Annotated in this window: 17 protein-coding genes and 1 pseudogene; 4 read left to right on the top strand and 14 right to left on the bottom strand. The window is 63.0% G+C overall.

Annotation, left to right across the window (positions count from 1 at the left end; translation table 11 throughout):
• Positions 1-115 precede the first annotated feature (115 nt).
• Positions 116-577: an Lrp/AsnC family transcriptional regulator gene (locus HB630_RS07745; protein ID WP_213771447.1), complete on the top strand. Its 462-nt coding sequence runs from the start codon at positions 116-118 to the stop codon at positions 575-577.
• 191 nt (positions 578-768) lie between these two features.
• Here the strand turns inward: HB630_RS07745 and HB630_RS07750 are convergent, their stop codons facing one another.
• The 8 genes from HB630_RS07750 to HB630_RS07785 form a co-directional block, all read right to left on the bottom strand.
• Complete coding sequence (locus tag HB630_RS07750; protein ID WP_249780753.1) at positions 769-1,710, bottom strand: DMT family transporter; 942 nt, start codon at positions 1,708-1,710, stop codon at positions 769-771.
• Between the two features lie 331 nt (positions 1,711-2,041).
• Positions 2,042-2,881 carry an aldo/keto reductase gene (locus HB630_RS07755; protein WP_213771451.1) on the bottom strand — a complete coding sequence of 280 codons (840 nt, stop codon included), beginning with the start codon at positions 2,879-2,881 and terminating at the stop codon, positions 2,042-2,044.
• 145 nt (positions 2,882-3,026) lie between these two features.
• Positions 3,027-3,926, bottom strand: coding sequence for an SMP-30/gluconolactonase/LRE family protein (locus HB630_RS07760; RefSeq protein ID WP_213771907.1), 900 nt, complete (start codon positions 3,924-3,926; stop codon positions 3,027-3,029).
• Positions 3,927-4,093: 167 nt separating this feature from the next.
• Positions 4,094-6,811, bottom strand: coding sequence for a nitrate reductase (locus tag HB630_RS07765; RefSeq protein ID WP_213771453.1), 2,718 nt, complete (start codon positions 6,809-6,811; stop codon positions 4,094-4,096).
• 16 nt (positions 6,812-6,827) lie between these two features.
• Complete coding sequence (locus tag HB630_RS07770) at positions 6,828-8,045, bottom strand: FAD-dependent oxidoreductase (RefSeq protein WP_213771454.1); 1,218 nt, start codon at positions 8,043-8,045, stop codon at positions 6,828-6,830.
• 9 nt (positions 8,046-8,054) lie between these two features.
• Positions 8,055-8,480, bottom strand: a complete 426-nt coding sequence (locus HB630_RS07775; RefSeq protein WP_213771456.1) for a globin family protein — start codon at positions 8,478-8,480, stop codon at positions 8,055-8,057.
• Between the two features lie 71 nt (positions 8,481-8,551).
• A complete protein-coding gene (locus HB630_RS07780; RefSeq protein ID WP_346656047.1) occupies positions 8,552-9,934 on the bottom strand; it encodes an MFS transporter in 1,383 nt (460 codons plus the stop codon).
• Between the two features lie 389 nt (positions 9,935-10,323).
• On the bottom strand, positions 10,324-11,238 hold the full coding sequence (locus HB630_RS07785) for an intradiol ring-cleavage dioxygenase (RefSeq protein WP_213771460.1): 915 nt from the start codon (positions 11,236-11,238) through the stop codon (positions 10,324-10,326).
• 137 nt (positions 11,239-11,375) lie between these two features.
• Between HB630_RS07785 and HB630_RS07790 the strand changes: the two genes are divergently transcribed.
• Entirely contained in the window at positions 11,376-12,644 is a 1,269-nt protein-coding gene (locus HB630_RS07790; protein ID WP_213771462.1) for a serine hydrolase domain-containing protein, read from the top strand.
• 12 nt (positions 12,645-12,656) lie between these two features.
• Here the strand turns inward: HB630_RS07790 and HB630_RS07795 are convergent, their stop codons facing one another.
• Positions 12,657-13,391 (bottom strand): cytochrome c biogenesis protein CcdA, encoded by a 735-nt coding sequence (locus tag HB630_RS07795; RefSeq protein WP_213771465.1) that lies wholly within the window; start codon positions 13,389-13,391, stop codon positions 12,657-12,659.
• A gap of 374 nt (positions 13,392-13,765) precedes the next feature.
• Between HB630_RS07795 and HB630_RS07800 the strand changes: the two genes are divergently transcribed.
• Positions 13,766-14,161: a helix-turn-helix transcriptional regulator gene (locus HB630_RS07800; protein WP_213771467.1), complete on the top strand. Its 396-nt coding sequence runs from the start codon at positions 13,766-13,768 to the stop codon at positions 14,159-14,161.
• Between the two features lie 280 nt (positions 14,162-14,441).
• On the opposite strand, the pseudogene HB630_RS28325 reads toward HB630_RS07800, so the two are convergent.
• From HB630_RS28325 to HB630_RS07810, 3 genes and pseudogenes are all read right to left on the bottom strand, one after another.
• Positions 14,442-14,597: pseudogene (locus HB630_RS28325) on the bottom strand (isocitrate/isopropylmalate dehydrogenase family protein); the annotation flags it as partial.
• Positions 14,598-14,671: 74 nt separating this feature from the next.
• A complete protein-coding gene (locus tag HB630_RS07805; protein ID WP_213771469.1) occupies positions 14,672-15,739 on the bottom strand; it encodes an alcohol dehydrogenase in 1,068 nt (355 codons plus the stop codon).
• A gap of 96 nt (positions 15,740-15,835) precedes the next feature.
• The gene (locus tag HB630_RS07810) at positions 15,836-17,041 is read right to left on the bottom strand and encodes a CoA transferase (RefSeq protein WP_213771471.1); all 1,206 of its coding nucleotides are present in this window, start codon (positions 17,039-17,041) and stop codon (positions 15,836-15,838) included.
• Between the two features lie 169 nt (positions 17,042-17,210).
• On the opposite strand from HB630_RS07810, the gene glgA reads away from it, so the two are divergent.
• Positions 17,211-18,626, top strand: a complete 1,416-nt coding sequence (gene glgA, locus HB630_RS07815; protein WP_213771473.1) for a glycogen synthase GlgA — start codon at positions 17,211-17,213, stop codon at positions 18,624-18,626.
• A gap of 5 nt (positions 18,627-18,631) precedes the next feature.
• Here the strand turns inward: glgA and HB630_RS07820 are convergent, their stop codons facing one another.
• Positions 18,632-19,852 (bottom strand): MFS transporter, encoded by a 1,221-nt coding sequence (locus HB630_RS07820; RefSeq protein WP_346656048.1) that lies wholly within the window; start codon positions 19,850-19,852, stop codon positions 18,632-18,634.
• Positions 19,853-19,980: 128 nt separating this feature from the next.
• A complete protein-coding gene (locus tag HB630_RS07825; RefSeq protein WP_213771475.1) occupies positions 19,981-20,511 on the bottom strand; it encodes a PRC-barrel domain-containing protein in 531 nt (176 codons plus the stop codon).
• Between the last annotated feature and the right edge of the window lie 26 nt (positions 20,512-20,537).

Here is a 20,537-nt window from a genome sequence, read left to right on the forward strand (position 1 = left end):
TGAAGCGCCGATGTTACCGGGCCGGCTCCCGCTAAAAATCTCAAATTGTCGCGACATACCCCGATAAATTGGGATAAATTCCCACAACGAAGCCCATTAATCGGATTTTTTACCAATGCACACGCTCGACGCCATCGACCGCAAAATTCTCGGCCTGCTGCAAGCCGACAGCCGGATGACCATGCAGGAATTGGCCGATAAAGTCGGCCTGTCGGTCTCGCCGTGTCATCGCCGCGTCAAGCTATTGGAGCAGCGCGGCGTGATCACGCGCTATATCGCGACCGTCGACCAAAAATCGCTCGGCCTGCATGTCAGCGTCTTCATCTCGATCAAGCTGGCGCGGCAGAAACAGGAAGACCTCAACCGTTTCGCACGGTCGATCTCGAAATGGGACGAGGTGCTGGAATGCTATCTGATGACCGGCAATCGCGATTACCTGCTGCGCGTCGTCGCCGCCGATCTTTCTTCCTATGAAGCGTTTTTGAAGAACAAGCTGACGCGGCTCGACGGCATCGCCTCGATCGAGTCGAGCTTTGCGCTGAGCCAGGTGAAATATTCGATCGCGCTGCCGGTGTGAGCTATGGCTTTTGTTTGTTGTCATCCCTGCGGAAGCAGGAACCCATAACCACAGGCCTTCATGGTTTAAGTAAGAAGGCCGCCAACCATCTCGCCAAACAACTTCCGCCGCGGCGTATGAGTGCCGGATCGCGCTCGCTGCACTCGCTTGTCCGGGACGACGAAAAGCCTCGTGACCGCAGGCCGCTGCAATCACGGATTCGACGACGGCTCGGCCTGCACCAGAAGCCCGGCCGACCGCCGCAGCCGTTCCCGGTGCGCGGTATAGATACCGCTGGCCACGATGATGGCGGCGCCGGTCACGGTCCAGACATCGGGCACTTCGCCGAAAACGACGATGCCGAGGAAGCTGACCCATATCAACTGCGTGTACGAAAACGGCGCCAGCACCGAGGCATTGGCGTAGCGGAAGGCCAGCACCACGATCCACTGCCCCGCGGTCGATGAGACGCCCACGACAATGGCGAAGAAAATGTCGCGCCAGCTCGGCCACACCCAGACGAACGGGACCAGCACCGACATGATGGCGAATCCGACGATCGCGGCATAGGTCATCGTGGTGACCGCACGCTCGCTGCTCATCATGCGGGTCATGATCAACGTCGCGGCCCAGGTAACCGCGGTCGCGAGCGAAAACAAGGCTGCGGGATCGAAAGCGCTGGAACCCGGCCGCAAAACGATCAGCACGCCGATCAATCCGGCCGCGGTCGCGAGCCAGCGGTACAGGCCGACACTCTCTTTGAGAAAAAAGACCGATAGCGCGGTGACGAACAACGGGGACACGAAGCTGATGGCGGATGCCTCCGCAATGGGGAGAAACCGCAAGCCGGAGATGAAGAACAAGGCCGAACCGAGCAGCGCGACACTGCGCATCACCTGCAAACCGGGACGGCTGGTCCGCAAGGCGTGAAGCGGCGAACCCGGCCGCATCGCGGGAATCATGATCAGCACGAACACGAGAAACCGGATCCAGGCAATCTCGATCGACGGCAACGTCGCCGACAAATATTTCGAGGTAGCGTCCGAGGTGCCGAGGCATATCGTGGCAGCCAGAAGCAGCGCGATGCCGCGGAACGGCCGGTCGGCGCGAGCAGACACGGCCGATTCCGCCGGTTTGTTCTCGGGCAACGGCAACGGAGAAATGTCCAGCCTGGCGGATACGGCGGGCGGAGGGCTCAACAGCTAAACTCGAATATGGAAATCGGGTCATCGAAGCAGGCAGGCATTAAGGAACGCTAAAAGCATCCGATCGGCAACGACCGAAAACAGGGAGCCGATATGCACGATTGTTCCGGGCCGCCGCTACAACCGTTGCAGCCGCGCGCAAAAGGCACCTGCCAGAGCGGGATGACTTTTCTTCGAATCGTCATCCAGCTCTAACTTTCTGTTTGAGCATGATCTCCGCGCAAACGCGTTCCGCGTTTGTCGCGAGGGAAAACCGGTTTCCACTTTTCCGGATCACGTTCTAAAGCATCGGCAAACCGCGCGGCTTCGGGCCGCGCGGAAAGGCCTTGTCCAGCAGCGCCAGTTCACTTTCGCTCAGCGTCAACCGGCCAGCCGCGGCGTTGTCGGCGGCGTGTTCGGCTGTAGCGGCCTTTGGGATAGCAAACACGTCAGGATCGCGCGTGAGGAAGCCGAGCGCGACCTGGCGCGGGGTTGCGCCATGCGCGTCGGCGATCGTTTGCAGCGCCTGCCCCGCCTTGCTGCGCGGCGACGGGAAATCATTGTGACCGAACGGCGAATAGGCGACCACCGCGACGCCATGGGTTTTGCACCAGGGAATCACCGCGTGCTCGATCGCGCGTTCCTGCACATGATAGAGCACCTGATTGCACGCGATCCTGCCTTCGCTGGCCACCGCCTTCAACTCGTCGAGATCGTCGGTATCGAAATTGCTGACGCCCCAACTTCGGATCTTGCCGGCGTCGGCCAATTCCTCGAACGCGGCAACCGTATCCGCCAGCGGATAGGAACCGCGCCAATGCAGGAGATAGCAGTCGAGCCGGTCGGTTTTCAGCCGCTTGAGCGAACGCTCGCACGCCGCGATGGTGCCGCGGCGCGACGCGTTGCTCGGCAGCACCTTCGAGACCAGGAAAACCTCATCGCGCCGGCCGGCGATGGCGTCGGCGATCACGAACTCCGCATCGCCATACATCTCGGCGGTGTCGAGATGAGTCATCCCGAGATCGAGGCCGCGGCGCAACGCGGCGACCGCGCTGTTGCGGTCACCGCGATCGATGTACCAGGTGCCCTGCCCGATCACGGACACCTCGACGTTGGTGTTACCGAATTTCCGCTGCCTCATGATTGCCTCGCGATATCTCTTGCCGTCATTGCGAACCGGCGGGTCACGAACACACGCCGATGATAGGCTCGGCCGTCATTCCGGGATAGCGCGAAGCACCAGACCCGGAATGACAGTCATTTTGTCGCGTTCGCTTGCGCAACACCTAACCGAGAACACCGATATCGGCGACCATTACGGTGCCGGTGACCGACTCCGTGATGTAGAGACGGTCGTTATTCTTGCCGCCGATCGCGATATTGGTACAGGCTGGCCCGGCGCAGGACTTGATCCGCGCGATCAGCTCGCCGCTCGGTGCGAACACGAAGACATGGCCGAGCGAGACATGCGCCACGAACAAGCGCCCGGCCCGGTCCATCGTCATCCCATCGGGACCGCCGGAACCGAACATCGAGCAGAAACGGCCGACCTTGGAGACGCTGCCGTCTTTCATGAACGGCAGCCGCCACACCGCGTTGTCGCGTGTCATCGCCACGAACAGCACGGTTTCCGCGGGATCCAGCACCAGACCGTTCGGGCTGATGCCATTATCGATCAGGCAGTCGAGCCGCCCGCCCGCCGTCAGCCGATAGACGCGCCCGGTCGGATCGTGCAGACCGGTCTGGCCCTGATCGGTGAAATAGATGTCGCCGTTGGAGGCTAGATGCAGATCATTGCAGCCCTTGAAAGATTCCGAATTGCGCGAGGCCAGCACCGGCAGCATGCGGCCGGCTTTCACGTCGAGCTCCAGGATGCCGCGCCGGTAGTCGGCGACGAAAATGCGCCCGTCGCGGCTGATCTTCAGCCCGTTGGGCCAGCCCTCATATTCTGCCACCAGCGACCATTGTCCGTCGGGCGCAATCCTGAAGATGCGCCCGAACGGGATATCGACGATGTAGAGGTTGCCAGCAGCGTCGAACGACGGCCCTTCGATGAAGCAATCCGTCGGCTGGCCCGGCCGGTTGGCGTCGGCCCACTCCGTGCTGACGCCCTCGCGGCGGAATTGGTCGGGCATTGCCGAGAAAACCTCGGCCGCAATCAGCCGTGGCGGGGTGTCGAGATACATCATCGCGGTGTTTCACCTGCATTTCAAAACAAGGCCACCATAAATGACATCGTCCACGCCGTCGATTGCCTCATCCTGAAGGGCGCGTTCCCACGCGTCCCGAAGGATGGCCTGCATGGTTCGCGACGGCGCAAAAGCGCCTCCTCACCATGAGGGTTGAAAAGGTGCTAGTTGGAGACCGCGGTTAGTTGCCGTCGGCCGAGATCGGCGTCCGCGGCACCTGTCTGCGCAATCAGGCGCTTCAGTTCTGGAATGCACGAGCCGCAATTGGTTCCGGCCTTCAGCCGCGCGCCGATCTCCGCCGCCGTACCGGCGCCGGCCGCAATCGCCTCGCAGATCGTGGCGCGGCCAACACCAAAACAGGCGCAGACCACCGGACCCGCGCTCGCGACCCGGTCCATCGATTTTCCCGACAGCAAGGTCCGGCGCTGGTCGCTGCTCAGCGCATCCACAGCAAACAGGCTCTTGACCACGTTCCAGTCGCCCGCATCGCGCGCGGGCCCCATGAACAGGCAGGTCTCGATACGGTCTTGCGCAAACGACGCCGCGCGATAGACGCCGCCGCCGAAATCCCTGTATTCGGCGAGGTCGTCGCCGGTCACCGCATGCAGCCAGGATTGCCAGCCTGAGAGATCGGCGTTGTCGGCCAGCAGATAGCCGCAGCCGCCGCTGACCGAGACGCGCGCCCACCAGATCTGCGGCCGCAATTGCAGCGGTTTGCGCGACAGCGCGAAGCCGCGAAAGACATATTCATAGGGCGCGATCGACGCCGGCGTCGCCTTGTTCTCGGGCTGGCCGGAATAGGGATCGGTGAACGGCGCCACCAGCGCTCCGACCCGCGCGCCGGACGACGTTTCCTCGCTCCAGTGGATCGGCGCGAACAGCATCCCGCGCTGCTGCCTTCCGCTGACGACGACCTTGAGAATACATTGACCGTAATCGGTGGTGATACGCGCGAAGCCGCCATCGGCGACACCGAACCTGATGGCGTCGTCGGGATGAATCTCGACGAACGGCTCCGGCAGATGCTGGCCCAGCCGCGGGCTGGCGCCGGTGCGGGTCATGGTGTGCCATTGATCCCTGATCCGGCCGGTGTTGAGCCGCAGCGGCCGCGACGCGCTCGTCTCGGAGCGCAGCGCCGGCACTTCGGGGGCAATGAAACGCGCCTTGCGGTCGTTGGAGAAGAATCCGCCTTCGGCGAAAAAACGGCGCTGCGGCTCCGCCTCGCCGAAACGCATCGGCCATTGCAAAGGCCCCATCGCATCGAACGCCCGGTCCGACATCGAACTCAACGCGCCGATATCGAAATCGCGGCTGCTGTCGTTCTCGAACGCCGATAGCGCGGCATGTTCGCGGAATATGTCGGCGGCCGAATTGAAATCGAACGCCGCGCCGAAACCGAGCCGCTTGGCGACTTCGCCGACAATCCACCAATCGGGCCTGGTTTCTTCGGGCGGCGCCAGAAACGCGCGCTGCCGCGAGATGCGCCGCTCCGAATTGGTCACGGTGCCGGATTTCTCGCCCCAGGCCTGCGCCGGCAGCAGCACATGCACCCCGGAATTGACGGTGTCGTTGGAGCGGACATTCTCCGAGACCACGAACAGTTCGAGTTTTGCCAGCGCGGCACGCACCGCATCGGCATCCGGCAACGATACCGCCGGATTGGTGCCCATCACCCACAGCGCCTTGATCTCGCCGCGCCCGATCGCCTCGAACATCTGCACCGCTTTCAGGCCCTCATGGGTCGCGATGCGCGGCGCCTTCCAGAACCGGCGCACCCGGTCGATGTCCGGCGGCGTGAAGTTCATATGCGCGGCGAGCTGATTGGCGAGCCCGCCGACCTCGCGCCCGCCCATCGCATTGGGCTGGCCGGTCAGCGAGAATGGCGATGCGCCGGGCTTGCCGATCCGCCCGGTGGCGAGATGGCAGTTGAGGATGGCGTTGACCTTGTCGGTGCCCTGCGCCGACTGGTTGACGCCTTGCGAATACAGCGTGACCACGGCCGGCGTGGCCGCAAACATCCGGAAGAACTCGGCGACGTCGCGCTCGGCAAGGCCGGTCGCCAGCGCGGTGGTGGCAACACTGCCGGCGATGCTGCGCGCGCGCGAGACCGCTTCATCGAGGCCCGAGGTATAACGTTCGATATAATCACGATCGAATGCGCCGGCGTCGGCAAGATACACCAACAGGCCGCTGAACAGCGCGGTGTCGGTGCCGGGCTTCAAGCCCAGAAACAGATCGGCATCGCCAGCGGTATCGGTGCGGCGCGGATCGATCACGACCATGCGCGCGCCGCGCTTCTGCTTGTTGGCCAGCATGCGCTGGAACAGCACCGGATGGCACCACGCCGCGTTGGAGCCGGTCAGCACCAGCAGGTCGGCCTCGTCGAGATCTTCATAGCAGCCCGGCACGGTATCGGCGCCGAACGCGCGCCGGTGCCCGGCGACCGACGACGACATGCACAACCGCGAATTGGTGTCGACATTGGCGCTGCCGATGAATCCCTTCATCAGCTTGTTGGCGACGTAATAATCCTCGGTCAGCAATTGGCCCGAGAGATAAAACGCCACCGCGCCAGGGCCATCACGCCTGATGATGTGGTGCAGGCGGTGCGCGACGTGGTCGAGCGCGTCGCTCCAGGCAATCCGCTCCATCGCGCCCTTGTCGCAGCGGATCATCGGATGAAGCAGCCGGCCCTCGAGGCCAAGCGTCTCGCCGAGCGCCGAACCCTTGGAGCAGAGCCGCCCGAAATTGGCGGGATGCTCGGGATCGCCCGATATCGCCGCGCCGCCGACGCCATCAGGCGTCGCCAGCACACCGCAGCCGACGCCGCAATAAGGACAGGTGGTGCGTGTCGCCCGCAAGGTCGGATCGATGGCGGTCATGTCAGCGATCGCCTCATCACGCCGCCTCTTTCCGGATCGAGAAGGAGCGGCCGAACATCATGTCGCTGCGAATGCCCGCGACCGATTCATGGCTGCGGATCAATTCGAGATACCAAAGTGCGTCGCCGACATCGCCGACCAGAACGGCTCCGGTGAGGCGACCGTCCGCGATCACGAGCTTCCGGTAGGTCCCGCGCCTGATGTCCTTCAGCACGATGGCTTCACTGCCGTCGGCGCCGATGAAATCGCCGGCGGAAAACACGCTGACGCCGGAAACCTTGAGATTGGTCGCGACCACGCTGCCTTCGTAGCGGGCCGGGGCGCCCGCGAGATGCCGCGCCAACACGCGCGCCTGCTCATAGGCCGGCTCGACCAGCCCATAACAGACGCCGCGGTGCTCGGCGCATTCGCCGAGCGCGAAAATGTCCGGCAAATCGGTCTGCAGATGATCGTCGACGACGACACCGCGGTTGACGGCGATGCCGGCGTCCTTCGCCAGCGCGACATTGGGACGGATACCAGCCGCGAAAATCACCGCATCCGCATCGAGCTGCCGCCCGTCCGTCAGTTCGACGCCCTCGACGGAGGTTGCCCCATGAATGCGCGCGGTGTTGGCGTCCAACAGCACCTTGATGCCCTTGGGCTCGACCAGCGATTTCAGCAGTTCGGCGGCCGGCGCATCGAGCTGTCGCTCCATCAGCCGGTCCATCAGGTGGATCAGCGTCACCGCTGCGCCTGCCTGGGCAAGACCATAGGCCGCCTCCAGTCCCAGCAATCCGCCGCCGACCACGACGACGCGCTTCTTCTGCGCCGCCAGCGCCAGCAGCAGATCGACATCCCGCGTATCGCGAAAGGTATGCACGCCCGCGAGTTCCGCGCCGGGCAGGTTCAGCCGCAGCGCGGTCGAACCGGTGGCGAGAACCAGTTTCGAAAACGCGATGCTTTCCTCGTTTCCGATCTTCAGTTCGCGGCGGCCGACATCGATCTCGGTGGCCCGGCAGCCATATTTCAGGGTAACGCCGCGGTCGCGCCACCACGCCGTGGGCTTGAGCTCGATGTCATGGGATTGCATCTCGCCGGCAAGCACCGACGACAGCAGCACGCGGTTATAGGCCAGCCGCGGCTCGTCGCCGATCACCGCGATGGCGTAACGGCCGAGCGCGACCTGCGCCAGTTCATCGACCAGGCGCGCGGCCGCCATTCCGTTGCCGACGACAACCAGCGGTTCGCTCACGGCCTGTCCTTATTCTGCGGCCTCTGGCCGGCCATAGGCTTCGGAGATCATAAAGCCGGACAGCGTGCCGTAAGCCGCGGTCCAGGCTTCGGCGACGTCGGGCGTCCAGCTATCGCCGAGTCCCTTTTCCAGCGTCCACAACAACGCGGAGCCGACCACCGGATAGTGCTCCGGCTTGGCGCCGTAACCGACATGGCGCTTGGCCAGAGCGCTCGCGGCCGGCAGCACGGCTTCGAGCTTGGCGAGCCCGTTCACCACCACGGCCAGCATCGCCATCAGCTTCTTGCGCTGCTCCGTCATGTCGGACGGAAACATCGCCCTCACGGAGGGCGCGGTTTCGAACAGGCGGTCGTAGAAGATCACCGCAGCCTGATCCGAAATCGGCGCGACCTTGGCAAAACTTTGCTGCACGAGTTGCACTTGATCGGGTGTCATCTTTCGCTCCCTGTTGCGGTGGCGATGCGCGGGGCTCTCCCGCGCATCGATCTCAAAGATCCTTCACCTGCTCACACCCGCGCTCCGGCAAGGCCCGACGCGCCCGACGTCTCGGTGCTCCGGCGCATATAGAACCACCAGGTGAGAGCGAGGCAGATCGCGTAGAACGCCAGATAGATTTCCAGCGCCAGCTGCGGACCACCGGTGAGCGCGATCGACTGGCCGAAACCGCTCGGGATCAGGTAGCCGCCGCAGGCGCCGATCGCGCCGATGAATCCGAGCGCAGCGCCGCTCTCGATGCTCGCGGTCTTCAAGGCCAGCGCCCGCCCGGCCTCGCCCGCGCCCTGCGCCTTGCGAAGATTTTCCTCGCGGAAGATCGAAGGGATCATCCGGTAGGTCGATCCGTTGCCGACGCCGGTCGTGACGAACAGGATGAGGAACATCACGAGGAAACCCGTGAAATCCTTGATGCCCACGAAATACAGGACGCCGATCGTCGCCGCGGCCATGGCGATGAAATTCCAGAACGTCACGATCGCGCCGCCGACCTTATCGGCCAGCAGGCCGCCCAGCGGGCGCGACAGCGAGCCCACCAGCGGTCCGAGGAAGGCGATGGCGATCGTCACCGCCGGAAACTGCGTCTTGATCAACAGCGGGAATGCCGCCGAATAGCCGATGAAGGAGCCGAACGTCCCGACATAGATCAAGGACATGATCCAGGTGTGCTTGCGGCCGACAATGGCAAGCTGGTCCTTGAACGACGACTTGGCGGAAGTCAGATTGTTCATGAAGAAGACTGCGCCGAACACCGCCACCACCAGCGGCAGCACCCACATCAGCCCGGCATTTTGCAGGTAGACGCCCGCGACCGGACTGGCCTGGTAGAGATTGATGAGGCCGACGCTCATCAGAATGGGCGTCAGCAATTGGACGCTGCTGACGCCGATATTGCCGCCGGCCGCGTTCAGGCCGAGCGCCCAGCCCTTCATCCGGTCGGGATAGAAAAACGAGATGTTGGCCATGCTGGAAGCGAAATTGCCGCCGCCGAGACCCGCCGTGGAGGCGACCAGCAGCATCAGCCAGAACGGCGTCTCCGGGTGGCTCACGAAATAGGCCAGCCCGAGCGTCGGAATGAACAGCACCGTGGCGCTGAAGATGGTCCAATTGCGGCCGCCGAACGTCGTGACCGCAAAGGTATAGGGAAATCGCATCAGCGAGCCGATCAATCCGGGGATCGCCACCAACTGAAACAACTGATCGGTCGTATAGTGAAAGCCCGCCTGCGGCAGCTTGGTTGCGACGATGCTCCAGATCAGCCAGACCGAAAATCCGACATGCTCCGCAACGATCGACCAGATGAGATTGCGCCGGGCGACAAATTTGCCGGTCGCGTTCCAGAACGTCTCATCCTCGGGTTTCCATTCCGAGATCCAGGTCGAGGTCTGATTGCTCACTGAAAATTCCTTTCTGCTGCGCGGCTGAATATCCGTTCGTCCGGTGTCATGGCGCTCGCGTTCCAGAACATCGCGCTCCAAAACAGGCGGCAAGGCATGGAGGCGCATGCTGAGGAAAGCCCCAGCCTGGCGGCGTCACAATTCGGATGATGGGTTTCGAGGGACGGCGTCGATGGCGTCGGTACTTAGCTATTCAAGCTTCGTGCCAAGCCGCCGGAGCGCAAAAAATATATAAATTACAGTATTTTGCGGATCATGCCAGACGGCACTCGGAGCCCGGGCGCCGCATTCAAAATTTGCGATTCGCTCATTTGTTGTGCGCTACACAACAAATGAGCAGGTCCTCAAGGGAGCCGATTTTTCCCGACAGATCCTGCCGGATCGACCGGTCAGGCGTCCTCGGTTTCCTTGAAGCCGAGCGGCAGCGGCGCTGTGCCCTGGCCGGGCTTCATGTGAAACTCATAGGTCATCAGATGCCACGGCCCGGCCGCCGGCTTGCCGTCCGGCATCACCGGATCGCTGCGCTTTTCGATTTTGGCAATCAAGTCATCCTTCACGCCGAACACCACATCGGAATCGAGATATTTGTCGCCGTCGATAAAGACATGGGTGATCAGCGGCTCGTAACCCGGTGCATCGACAAGGAAATGCACATGCGCCGGCCGCATCGGGTGCCGTCTCGTTTGCAGGATCATCTCGCCGACCGGACCGTCGGTCGGGATTGGATAGCTGCATGGCAGAATGGTGCGGAAGAAAAACCGGCCGTCGGCATCGGTGACGAAGCGCGCCCGCGATGACGGGCCTTCCGCCGCATAAGACGGCTTTTGCGAGTCATAGAAGCCGTCATCATCGGCATGCCAGACATCGACCGGCACCCCCGCCAGCGGCTTGCCCTTGAGGTCGGTGACGCGGCTTTGCACGAACATCCGCTCGCCGGTCAGGTTGGCGGAGATATCGGTGCCGTGCGGCATCTGTTTGTGCTTGCCGACATAGAACGGGCCGAGCACGGTGGTCTCGGTCGCGCCCTCGCGTTCGCGATGGTTCACGGCATCGACCAGCATCGAAACCCCCAGCACATCCGACAACAGGATGAACTCCTGCCGGATCAAGGTGCATTTCTGGCCGGTGCGGGTCAGAAAATCGATCGCATATTCCCACTCTTCGAAGGTGAGATCGGTCTTGCGGACATAGTCATGCAGCGACTTCACCAGTTCCTGGAGCAGGAACTTGACCCGCGGATTCGGGGTGTCCTCGAAACTGTCGACCACGGCGGCGGTAAGCTGGGTGTCGTTGAACTGGGTCATTGGACCATCCTGCAAGGTGCGCGTTTCCCGACAACAAGCCTACACCAGCGACCCCGCCGGGGTAAGCAGGAGCGATTGGAACGAGGCGGTCTTTTCAGCTATCAAGACCGCCTTAACCGCTCCGGAGACATCGCCCGATGCTAGCCCCCGCCCCGCCCGAATCCGCCGGCATGTCCAAGGCCGCCTTCGACCGCATCGAGGACCATCTCAAGCAGCGCTATGTCGAGGCCGGCCGCTTTCCGGGAACGCAGCTCGTGGTCTATCGCCGCGGCAAGGTGGTCCATAGCGCGGTGCAGGGCTTCGCCGATATCGAACGGAAAGTGCCGGTCAAGGACGATACGATTTTTCGCATCTATTCGATGACCAAGCCTCTCACCAGCGTCGCCTTCATGATGCTGTTCGAGGAAGGCCGCGTCGCGCTGGACGAGCCGGTCCATAAATACATTCCCGAATGGAAGGACCTCGGCGTTTTCGCCGCCGGCACCGGGCCCGCCTTCCTGACCAGGCCGCCGTCGCGGCCGATGCTGATCGTGGACCTGTTGCGGCACACTTCCGGCCTGACCTACGGCTTCCAGCAGCGATCCAACGTCGACGCCGCCTACCGCGCCAAGGACATCGGCGGGGTGGAGAAGGCCGGGACGCTGTCCTCGATGATCGAGGACCTCGCCAGGATCCCGCTTGAATTCTCGCCCGGAGAGGCCTGGAATTATTCGGTTTCGACCGACGTGATCGGCTATCTGATCGGCAAGATCTCGGGCCAGCCGTTCGAGCAGTTTCTGAAGGAGCGCATCCTGGATCCGCTCGGCATGAGCGATACCGACTTTTATGTGCCGGCCGGCAAGGCCCATCGTCTGGCGGCCTGCTACTCGGCCGATCCGCAGGGCGGCATGAATTTTCACGGCGCCGGCCGCAAGAGCAGCCTGACCTTGCAGGACGATCCGGCCACGAGTTCGTTCCTGGCGCCGCCCTCGCTGATTTCCGGCGGCGGCGGGCTGGTTTCGACCGCGGACGACTATCTCACCTTCTGCCGCGCGCTGCTCAATGGCGGCGAGCTTGGCGGCGTCAGGCTGCTTGGCCCGAAAACGCTGGCGCTGATGACGACCAATCATCTTCCGGGCGGACGCGACCTGCCGGAAATGTCGCGGTCGCTGTTCAGCGAGGCGGCCTATAACGGCATCGGCTTCGGCCTGGGCTTCTCGGTGACGATGGATCCCGCCAAGACCTTGGTCCCCGGCAGCGCCGGCGAATATGCCTGGGGCGGCGCCGCGACCACCTCGTTCTGGATCGATCCGGCGGAAGAACTGATCGCGATCTTCATGACCCAGGTGCTGCCGTCGAGCGCCTATCCGATCCGGCGCGAGCTGCGGACCATGATCTACGCCGGGATCACCGACAGCAATTTGTAGGCGCGCTAATCCCTAGCCAAAATTCTGCAGCGCCGGAAACGTCTCCAACAGCCAGATGCTGACATTGGAGATCGCGCCGGTGAGAAAGGCTATGCCGGTGAGAACCATCAGCACGCCCATCGCCCGCTCGACATTGGCGAGGTGCCGTTTCATCCGCGCAAACAGCGACGAGAACTGCTCGAGCATGAACGCCGCGAGCAGGAACGGAATGCCGAGGCCGGCGGAATAGACCGCAAGCAGGCCCGCCCCCTTCGCCACCGTGGCCTCGGCGGCCGCGACCGACAGGATGGCCGCGAGGATCGGCCCGATGCAGGGGGTCCAACCGAACGCAAAGGCCAGACCCATTATATAGGCCCCCCACAGACCGACCGGCTTCGGAATCGTCAGGCGCCCTTCCCGCATCAGGAATCCGATCCGCGTCAGCCCCAGGAAATGCAGGCCCATAACGATGATGACGATGCCGGCAAGGATCGACAATTCCGCCGACCAGGCCCGTATCAAGGCGCCGACCAGGGACGCGCTGGCGCCGAGCGCCACAAACACGGTCGAAAACCCGAGCACGAACACCAGAGCGGAAATCATCACGGCGCGCCTGGAGACGGACTCCGGCTCGTCATTGGCGACGTGCTCGATGGTCGCGCCAGTCAGGTAGACCAGATAAGGCGGCACCAGAGGGAGCACGCAAGGTGACAGAAAGCTGACCAAACCCGCAATCAGCGCCGCCGGGATCGAAACATCGTGAATCATGAAGTCAGTATCATTTCCTGATTGCGAGGCGCATCCCGCGTAGCGACCACGCCGACACAATATCTACGAGATTGATCCGGCCCGACGTAACGGAGGCGCAAGATTATTTCGATCAACTATACGGCACCGGAACGATTCGGGCGTTCCCGGTCCTAAAAATACGCCTGCTCGCGAAACGGAGGACGATAGTACCTCTGAACCTAGAATTGCATCTGGTATTCGATCCATCCTATCATCCGGCCGACAGCCAAATAGTGGAACAAAATTCACGTGATTTGTGGATGAATTCCTCCATCCCGGCAATTCAAAGCGGTTATAAGATGAATCCCAGACCTAGCAATTTGGGATACCCGATCGAAGGACGATGAAGCAGAATGAACAAATCAGCGGCAAAGAAAATGAAGCAGCGCAGCGCCGGCAAGCCCGACATTGAACTGGGCAAGAGGATTCGCTTGCGTCGTGTCGAGCAGCGAATCTCGCAGGCGGAGCTCGGCGAGCAGCTCGGCGTCAGTTTTCAGCAGGTCCAGAAATATGAAAAGGGCGTCAACCGAGTCGGCGCCGCCCGGCTTCAGCAGATCGCCACCGCGCTCGACGTGCCCGTTACCTTCTTCTACGACGGCGACGGCAAAGCGCGGGAAGTCGAAAGCCTGCTTTTTCTCGATAGCTCGTTCAGCCTGAGATTGCTTCGCGCCTACAGCAAGATCAAGGATCAGACCGTGCAGCGTCAGCTGGTGTCGCTGATGGAATCGATCGCCGCCAACGAAGGCTAGGTCTCCGATGCCGGTGAACATGGATCGGTGAGTATACCGATTGCAACACTCACCCGTGCGATAAACTTCTTGCTGGAGGCTACGGCGCTGATCCCTCGGGACGTTGCCCTCAGCGTATTCGTGATGTCCCTCGCCGATATGCCGCGCGCTCCGTAGATGGACATGAGCTCGGATTTCTCGATCGCCCGGCAAATTTCCTGTTCGAGCTGCTCTCTCCGATCTTGAATGATTGCCCCGCCGATTTGAAGACTTGCCTGGAGCAGGTCCGAGTTTGCGCCCGGTCTGTATAAAGCCGCTCGGTCTTCACTTCAGGATGACGTTGAGCGGCCTCATCGAACATCTCGCGAAAGAACGCGAACGCCTTGAACACATTGGCTTTGTCGACGCAGATTAAACCGCCATCGACGCGCCCACAGGCCTTGGGGCGCTCTGCCAGCCAATCGCCGCGCAAAGGAAGAATGGATTGCTTCGCTCGCGATGACGGGGAGGCTGTTTGGGGCGTCAGCGCACTTACGGCGTCAGCACAGCACGGCCGACCAGCCTGCCCTTTTGCAGATCGACCAGGGCTTCATTGGCTTTGGCCAGCGGCATCGGCGTCACCGGGATCGGCGCGATCTTTTTGGCGCGCACCAGGTCGAGCAATTCCTGCGTTTCCCGCAAATTGCCGACATAGCTGCCCTGAATCGTGATGGCCTTGATCGGGATCAGCGGCAGCGCCCAGGGCGCGCCGCCGCCGAACAGGCCGACGATCACGAGCTTACCGCCTTTGGTCAGGCAGTCGAACCCGAGCTGGGTGCTGGCCTCGTTGCCGACGAGGTCGATCACGGCGCGGATCGGCCCGCCGGCTTTTGCGGCGAGCTGTTCCAGCGCATCGGGGGCCTTGCCGTCGACGGTCGCCAGCGCGCCGGCTTTTTCCGCGGCTTCCCGCTTGCGTGCGTCGATATCGACCACGATCGCGCCTTTACCGCCCAAGGCTTTCAACAGCGACAGCGCCATCAGGCCGAGGCCGCCGGCGCCGAAAATGACGATCGGCGTGTGGAAACAGTTTTCGACCTTCTTCAGCGCGCTGTAGGTGGTGACACCGGAGCAGGCATAAGGCGCGGCGGTGACGGGATCGAGCCCCTTCAGGTTCAGGAGATAACGGGGATGCGGCACCGTCATGTGGTCGGCATAGCCGCCGTCGCAATAGACGCCGAGCGAAGCCGGTTTCAGGCACATATTCTCATTGCCGGCGAGGCAGGTTTCGCATTTGCCGCAACCAAGCCAGGGATAGGCCAGCGCGACGTCACCGATCTTGAGACCGCCTTTGTCGGCGTCCTTCACATCGGGCCCGAACGCCACGATCTCGCCGACGGTCTCGTGCCCCATCGTCCGCGGCAGCGAGACGCCGCGATCTTTCAGCGAAAGCCGCTTCCGTCCATGTCCGAGATCGTAGCCGCCTTCCCAGATATGCAGATCGCTGTGGCAGACGCCGGCCGCCTTGACCTTGATCAGGACCTGCGTTCCCGACGGCTGCGGCGTCGGCGCATCGACCTCCGCCAGCGGCGCATTGAACTCGATGACCTTAAAACTCTTCATCGCTTCTCTCCCGATGTTTTTGATCGCTTTGGCGATTTTCTTAAAGTCGACACTGCCACGTCTCGGTGACAGAGACAAACGAGGCCGGCTCCCGCTTCAGCGCTGCAACGCCATCACGGGCTTACCGATGAAGGCGGCGATTTCGTCGTCGGACAGGCCGGCCTCCTTCATATAAGTCACGCTATGCTCGCCCAGCGTCGCCGCCCGCCGCCCGGCCGAGATTTGGGCCCCGGACATGCGGAACGGCAAATTCATGACCTTGAAAGTGCCGCCGCCGTCCTCCACTTCGGCCAGCGCGCCGCGATGGGCGATCTGCGGATCGGCCAAGGCTTCGGCGACCGTGCGGTAGGGCGAACTGGGGACCCCGCTCCGGTTGAGCGCCGCAAGGCATTGTTCGGTCGAAAGCGTGCGTGACCAGGCTTCGACACCATCCATCAAGGCGTCCCAATTGGTGCGGCGGTCGTTGTATTTCGCAAAGCGCGGATCGTCGATCCATTCGGGATGACCGGCCGCCGCTGCCAGATTCTGGAATGTCTTCTCGCTCGCGGTGGCGATCATGACATATCCATCGGCGGTCTCGACCGGCCCGAACAGCGGACGGCCCGGCGGCGACACCTCGAATTGCGACCATTGCACTTCATTGAGGGTCAGGCTGAGCATCGATTCCAGCATCGAGACGTCGATATGCTGGCCGCTTCGGCTGCCCTGACGCTGGTAGAGCGCGGCTGCGATCGCCCCGAAGGCATAAACGCCGGTCAGGACGTCGGCATGATAGACGCCGCAATAATCCGGCCGGCTGCGCCCGGGCTGATAGGCCAGATGCGCCATGTCGTAGCCGGCAGCGGCATGGATCACCGGCGCATAGGCCGGCAGTTCGGCCGACGGGCCGGTCTGGCCGTAGCCGGAGATCGAACAATAGATCAGCCCCGGATTAAGCTGGCGCAACGTGTCGTAATCGAGCTTCAACCGCCGCATCACGCCGGGGCGAAAATTCTCGACCAGAATATCCGTGCTCGCCACCAGCTTGCGGACGATTTCGATCGCCTTCGGCGATTTCAGATCGAGCACCAGGCTTTTTTTGCCGGCGTTGAGCTGGCCGAAGACCGAACTGAAATGATGCCGGACCGGCGGGCGCGATCGCATCGTCTCGCCTTCCACCGATTCAATCTTGATGACCTCCGCCCCCATGTCGGCGAGCATCCGCGTGCAGTGCGGACCGGCGATCGTGGTCGAAAAATCAAGCACGCGAAGGCCTGTGAAGCTCTGTGTCAAATTACCCTCATCGTTTCCTGCTACGGTCATTCCCGAGATTCCTCAGGACGCACTCTCTGGCGCGGCGTGACCCTAAATTGCACCGACAGCGCAGGGAAGCTCTTTACTTTGCGACTCGCACATCCCATTTCCATACTGAGCAAAGCAGACTGGACCTTTTCTTGCATGACGCGGACCTGAGCTGGTCCGGGGGCACTTCTTGAAAGTACTTTTCGTCACCACAGAGATGGACGACTTCGTCCGCGTTGGCGGTCTTGCCGCCGTTTCCGCCGCCCTTCCCCGAGCGCTCCGCCTGCAGAACGACGTCAGGATTTTTCTTCCGGGTTATCGGAAGGTCGTCGAGCAACTCACCCATATTGAAGTTGTCGGCCATTGCCCGCCTTTGGCGGAGATGCCGGCCTGCAGCATCGGCTTGGCGTCGGCCAGGGACGGACTTCCGGTCTATGTGCTGCTGTGTCCACAACTCTATGATCGGCCCGGCAATCCCTATGGCGATCCGTCGGGCCAGGACTGGCCCGATAACGATCTGCGCTTCGGGCGGCTGGCTTCCGCCGCTGCCCGGTTGGCAGCCGGCATGGTGGACAGAAACTGGGCAGCGGACCTGGTTCATGCCAATGACTGGCAGGCTGCGCTTGTCCCCGCCTATCTTGCCTGGAGCGGAGTCCGGATCCCGAGCATCCTGACCATCCACAATCTCGCCTATCAGGGACTCTTCCCGAAGGAGTCGCTGCGGCGGATCGGCGCGCCCGAGAGCTCCTTCCATATCGAAGGACTGGAATTCTACGGCAAACTGTCCTTTCTCAAGGGCGGCATCGTCTACGCTTCGCACCTGACCACCGTCAGCGAAACCTATGCCAGGGAAATCACTACGCCGGAGTTCGGCTGCGGACTCGAAGGGCTGCTCCGGATTCGCTCCAACGCCGCGCGATTGACAGGTATCCTGAACGGCATCGACGAGAGCTGGGACCCGCGCTGCTGTTCGCAGCTCGCCCACCCGTTCGGGGCCGGAGACTGGGAAGGCAAGCGCGCCAACGCCGATTACGTCCGCCAGCAATTCGGCCTTGCGGTCTCCCGCGGTCCGATTTTCGGTCTCGTCGCCCGTCTCGTGCATCAGAAAGGCGTCGATCTCGTGCTGTCCGCCGCCGACGAGATCATCGAGGCCGGTGGACAGATCATCGTCACCGGCAGCGGCGAACCCGGAATCGAACAGGCGTTGGTCGAGGCGCACCGCCGCCGGCCCCACGCCATCGGGGTCGCGATCGGATTCAACGACGGCCAGGCCCGGCGGATTTTTGCCGGCAGCGATTTCACCCTGATGCCGTCGCGGTTCGAGCCGTGCGGATTGAGCCAGATGTACGCCCAGAAATTCGGATCGCTGCCGATCGGCCATCAAACCGGCGGGCTCGCCGAAACCATCCTGGACGGCGAAACCGGATTTCTGTTCACGCAGCCTTCCACGGAATCGTTTCTCGGCGGCGTCCGCCGGGCATTCACGACCTTCGCGGCCAAGGACCGCCTCAACTCGATGCGCCGCAACGCGATGGCGCGGTCGTTCAGCTGGGATATTTCCGCCGCCTGCTATGGCGCGCTCTATCGGAAATCGTTGTCGGCCTGAAGCGCTCACGGCGGCGCGTTCCGCCGCGTCTCCGGCATCACCAGCCAGATCAGAACGAGACCCAGCGCCGCGACGCCGGCCAGCCCGGTGAAAGCGACGCCGCTGCCGAATTTATCGCTGGCATAGCCGGCCAGCACAGTGCTCAACGACGCGCCGATGCCGGTTGCCGTGCCGACAATACCCTGCGCCAGATTGAAATGACCGCTGCCGCAGGCGACATCGGCGACGATCAACGGCACCATGACGGCGAAGACCGCGGCCGTGATGCCGTCGAAGATCTGCACGGCCACCAGAAGGTAGGGATCCGAGACGATCGCAAACAACAGGCCGCGGATCGCCAATGCCGCGAACCCCAGCAGCAGCAGCGGACGGCGGCCCCATTGCTGCGCCTTGCGCCCGACCGTGGGCGAGGTCCACGCCACGATGGCCTGCGGCACGACGATGCAGGCCGCGATCAGGACCGGCGCCCACCGGCTCGACCGGGTCGTGACGACGCCGGCCATCAAGGGCAGCATCGCCGCGTTGGCGAGTTGCAGCAACAGGATGGCAGCGGCGAAGATCAGCAGTGTCCGCTGACGCAAAAGGCCGAGGACACCGGTGGCCTTGACGTCATCGGCCTCGGGCCTGACGGCGCCATGCGCATGCGCAGGGTCGACTTCACGCTCGCGGATGCGGCCGAGCGAAAGCAAGGCCGGAATGGCCAGGATGAAGGTGACGATAAATACCGAGCGGCTGGACAACAGATAACCGCAGGTGCCCATGACGGCCGCCGCCATGCCGTTGCCGAGCGAGGCGAAGCGGGCATTGCGCCCGAACCGCTCGCCGATCGCACGCGGCCCGACCAGACCGAGGCTGATCGCGGCGATGGCTGGGCCAAGCACGCAGCTGGCGGCGGCGTGAAATGTCGCCGCCATCACGACGACGGGAAAAATCGGCCATACCGCATATCCGAGCGCGCTGGTGCCGATGGTCGCGACCGCCAGCGCCGCCACCAGCCGTTCGGAGCGCACGGCATCGACGATCGCCCCGCCCGGCATCTGCCCGATCAGGCCGATGATGCCGCCGATCGACAGCACAAGTCCGATCTGCCCCTGCGTCCATTTTTCCGTGGTCAGATACACCGCGACAAACGGACCGAACCCGGTCTGCACATCAGCCAGAAAGAAGATGAACCAATCGAGCCCGCGCAGGCTCTGGCGGGACGGCGAAGGTTGCGGCGGCCGCACGCCCGGCGCCGGCCGCAACGGCGCGTTGCGATCACCGCCGCCAATCGGCCGCCTGCGATCGCCGCTATCGGTGCGGTCGATCGGGTCTATGGATGAGCGAGCGAACAGGATGTATCTCTCCGCTTTCTCTATTGGTCATCGAATTCCAGCGGTTCCAGCCGGCCCGAGGCGCCGAGCACGACGATCGGCTGGTCTTCCTTGTATTCGGGCGCGGCCTTGACCTGATCCTTGGTCAATTCGAGCGTGACGGCGTCGCTCTTGTCGGAGACGCGGCCGAAACGCACCGCATTCCATTCGACGACGATCTTGCGGCTGCCAACGCCGAGGAATCCGCCGAAATCGATCACCGCGGCCCGCACCGTACCGGAGCGGTCGACGATCACGTCGACGATATGCCCCATGTCCTCGTTAGCCGCGCTGCGAACATCGCGGCCGAGCACACCATGCGCCTCCTTGGCGCCGAGAATGGTGACCGATGGCGGCGGCGCGGGCGGAGGCTCTTTCGGCGGCTCCGGCGGAGTCGCATTCTGAGGCGGCGGCGCTGCGGGCGAGCTGCTGCCGGCCGGCGGAGGCGTCGTGTCGTCGGCGGTCCAGGCCGGGACGGCCGTGAGCGATGACAAGATGATAACGAGCGCCGCGATCTGGCGTTTTACGTGCATAGAGTCTCCTTCAATCGCATGCGGCT

Source organism: Bradyrhizobium sp. dw_78, from assembly GCF_018449525.1.
Classification (GTDB): Bacteria; Pseudomonadota; Alphaproteobacteria; order Rhizobiales; family Xanthobacteraceae; genus Bradyrhizobium.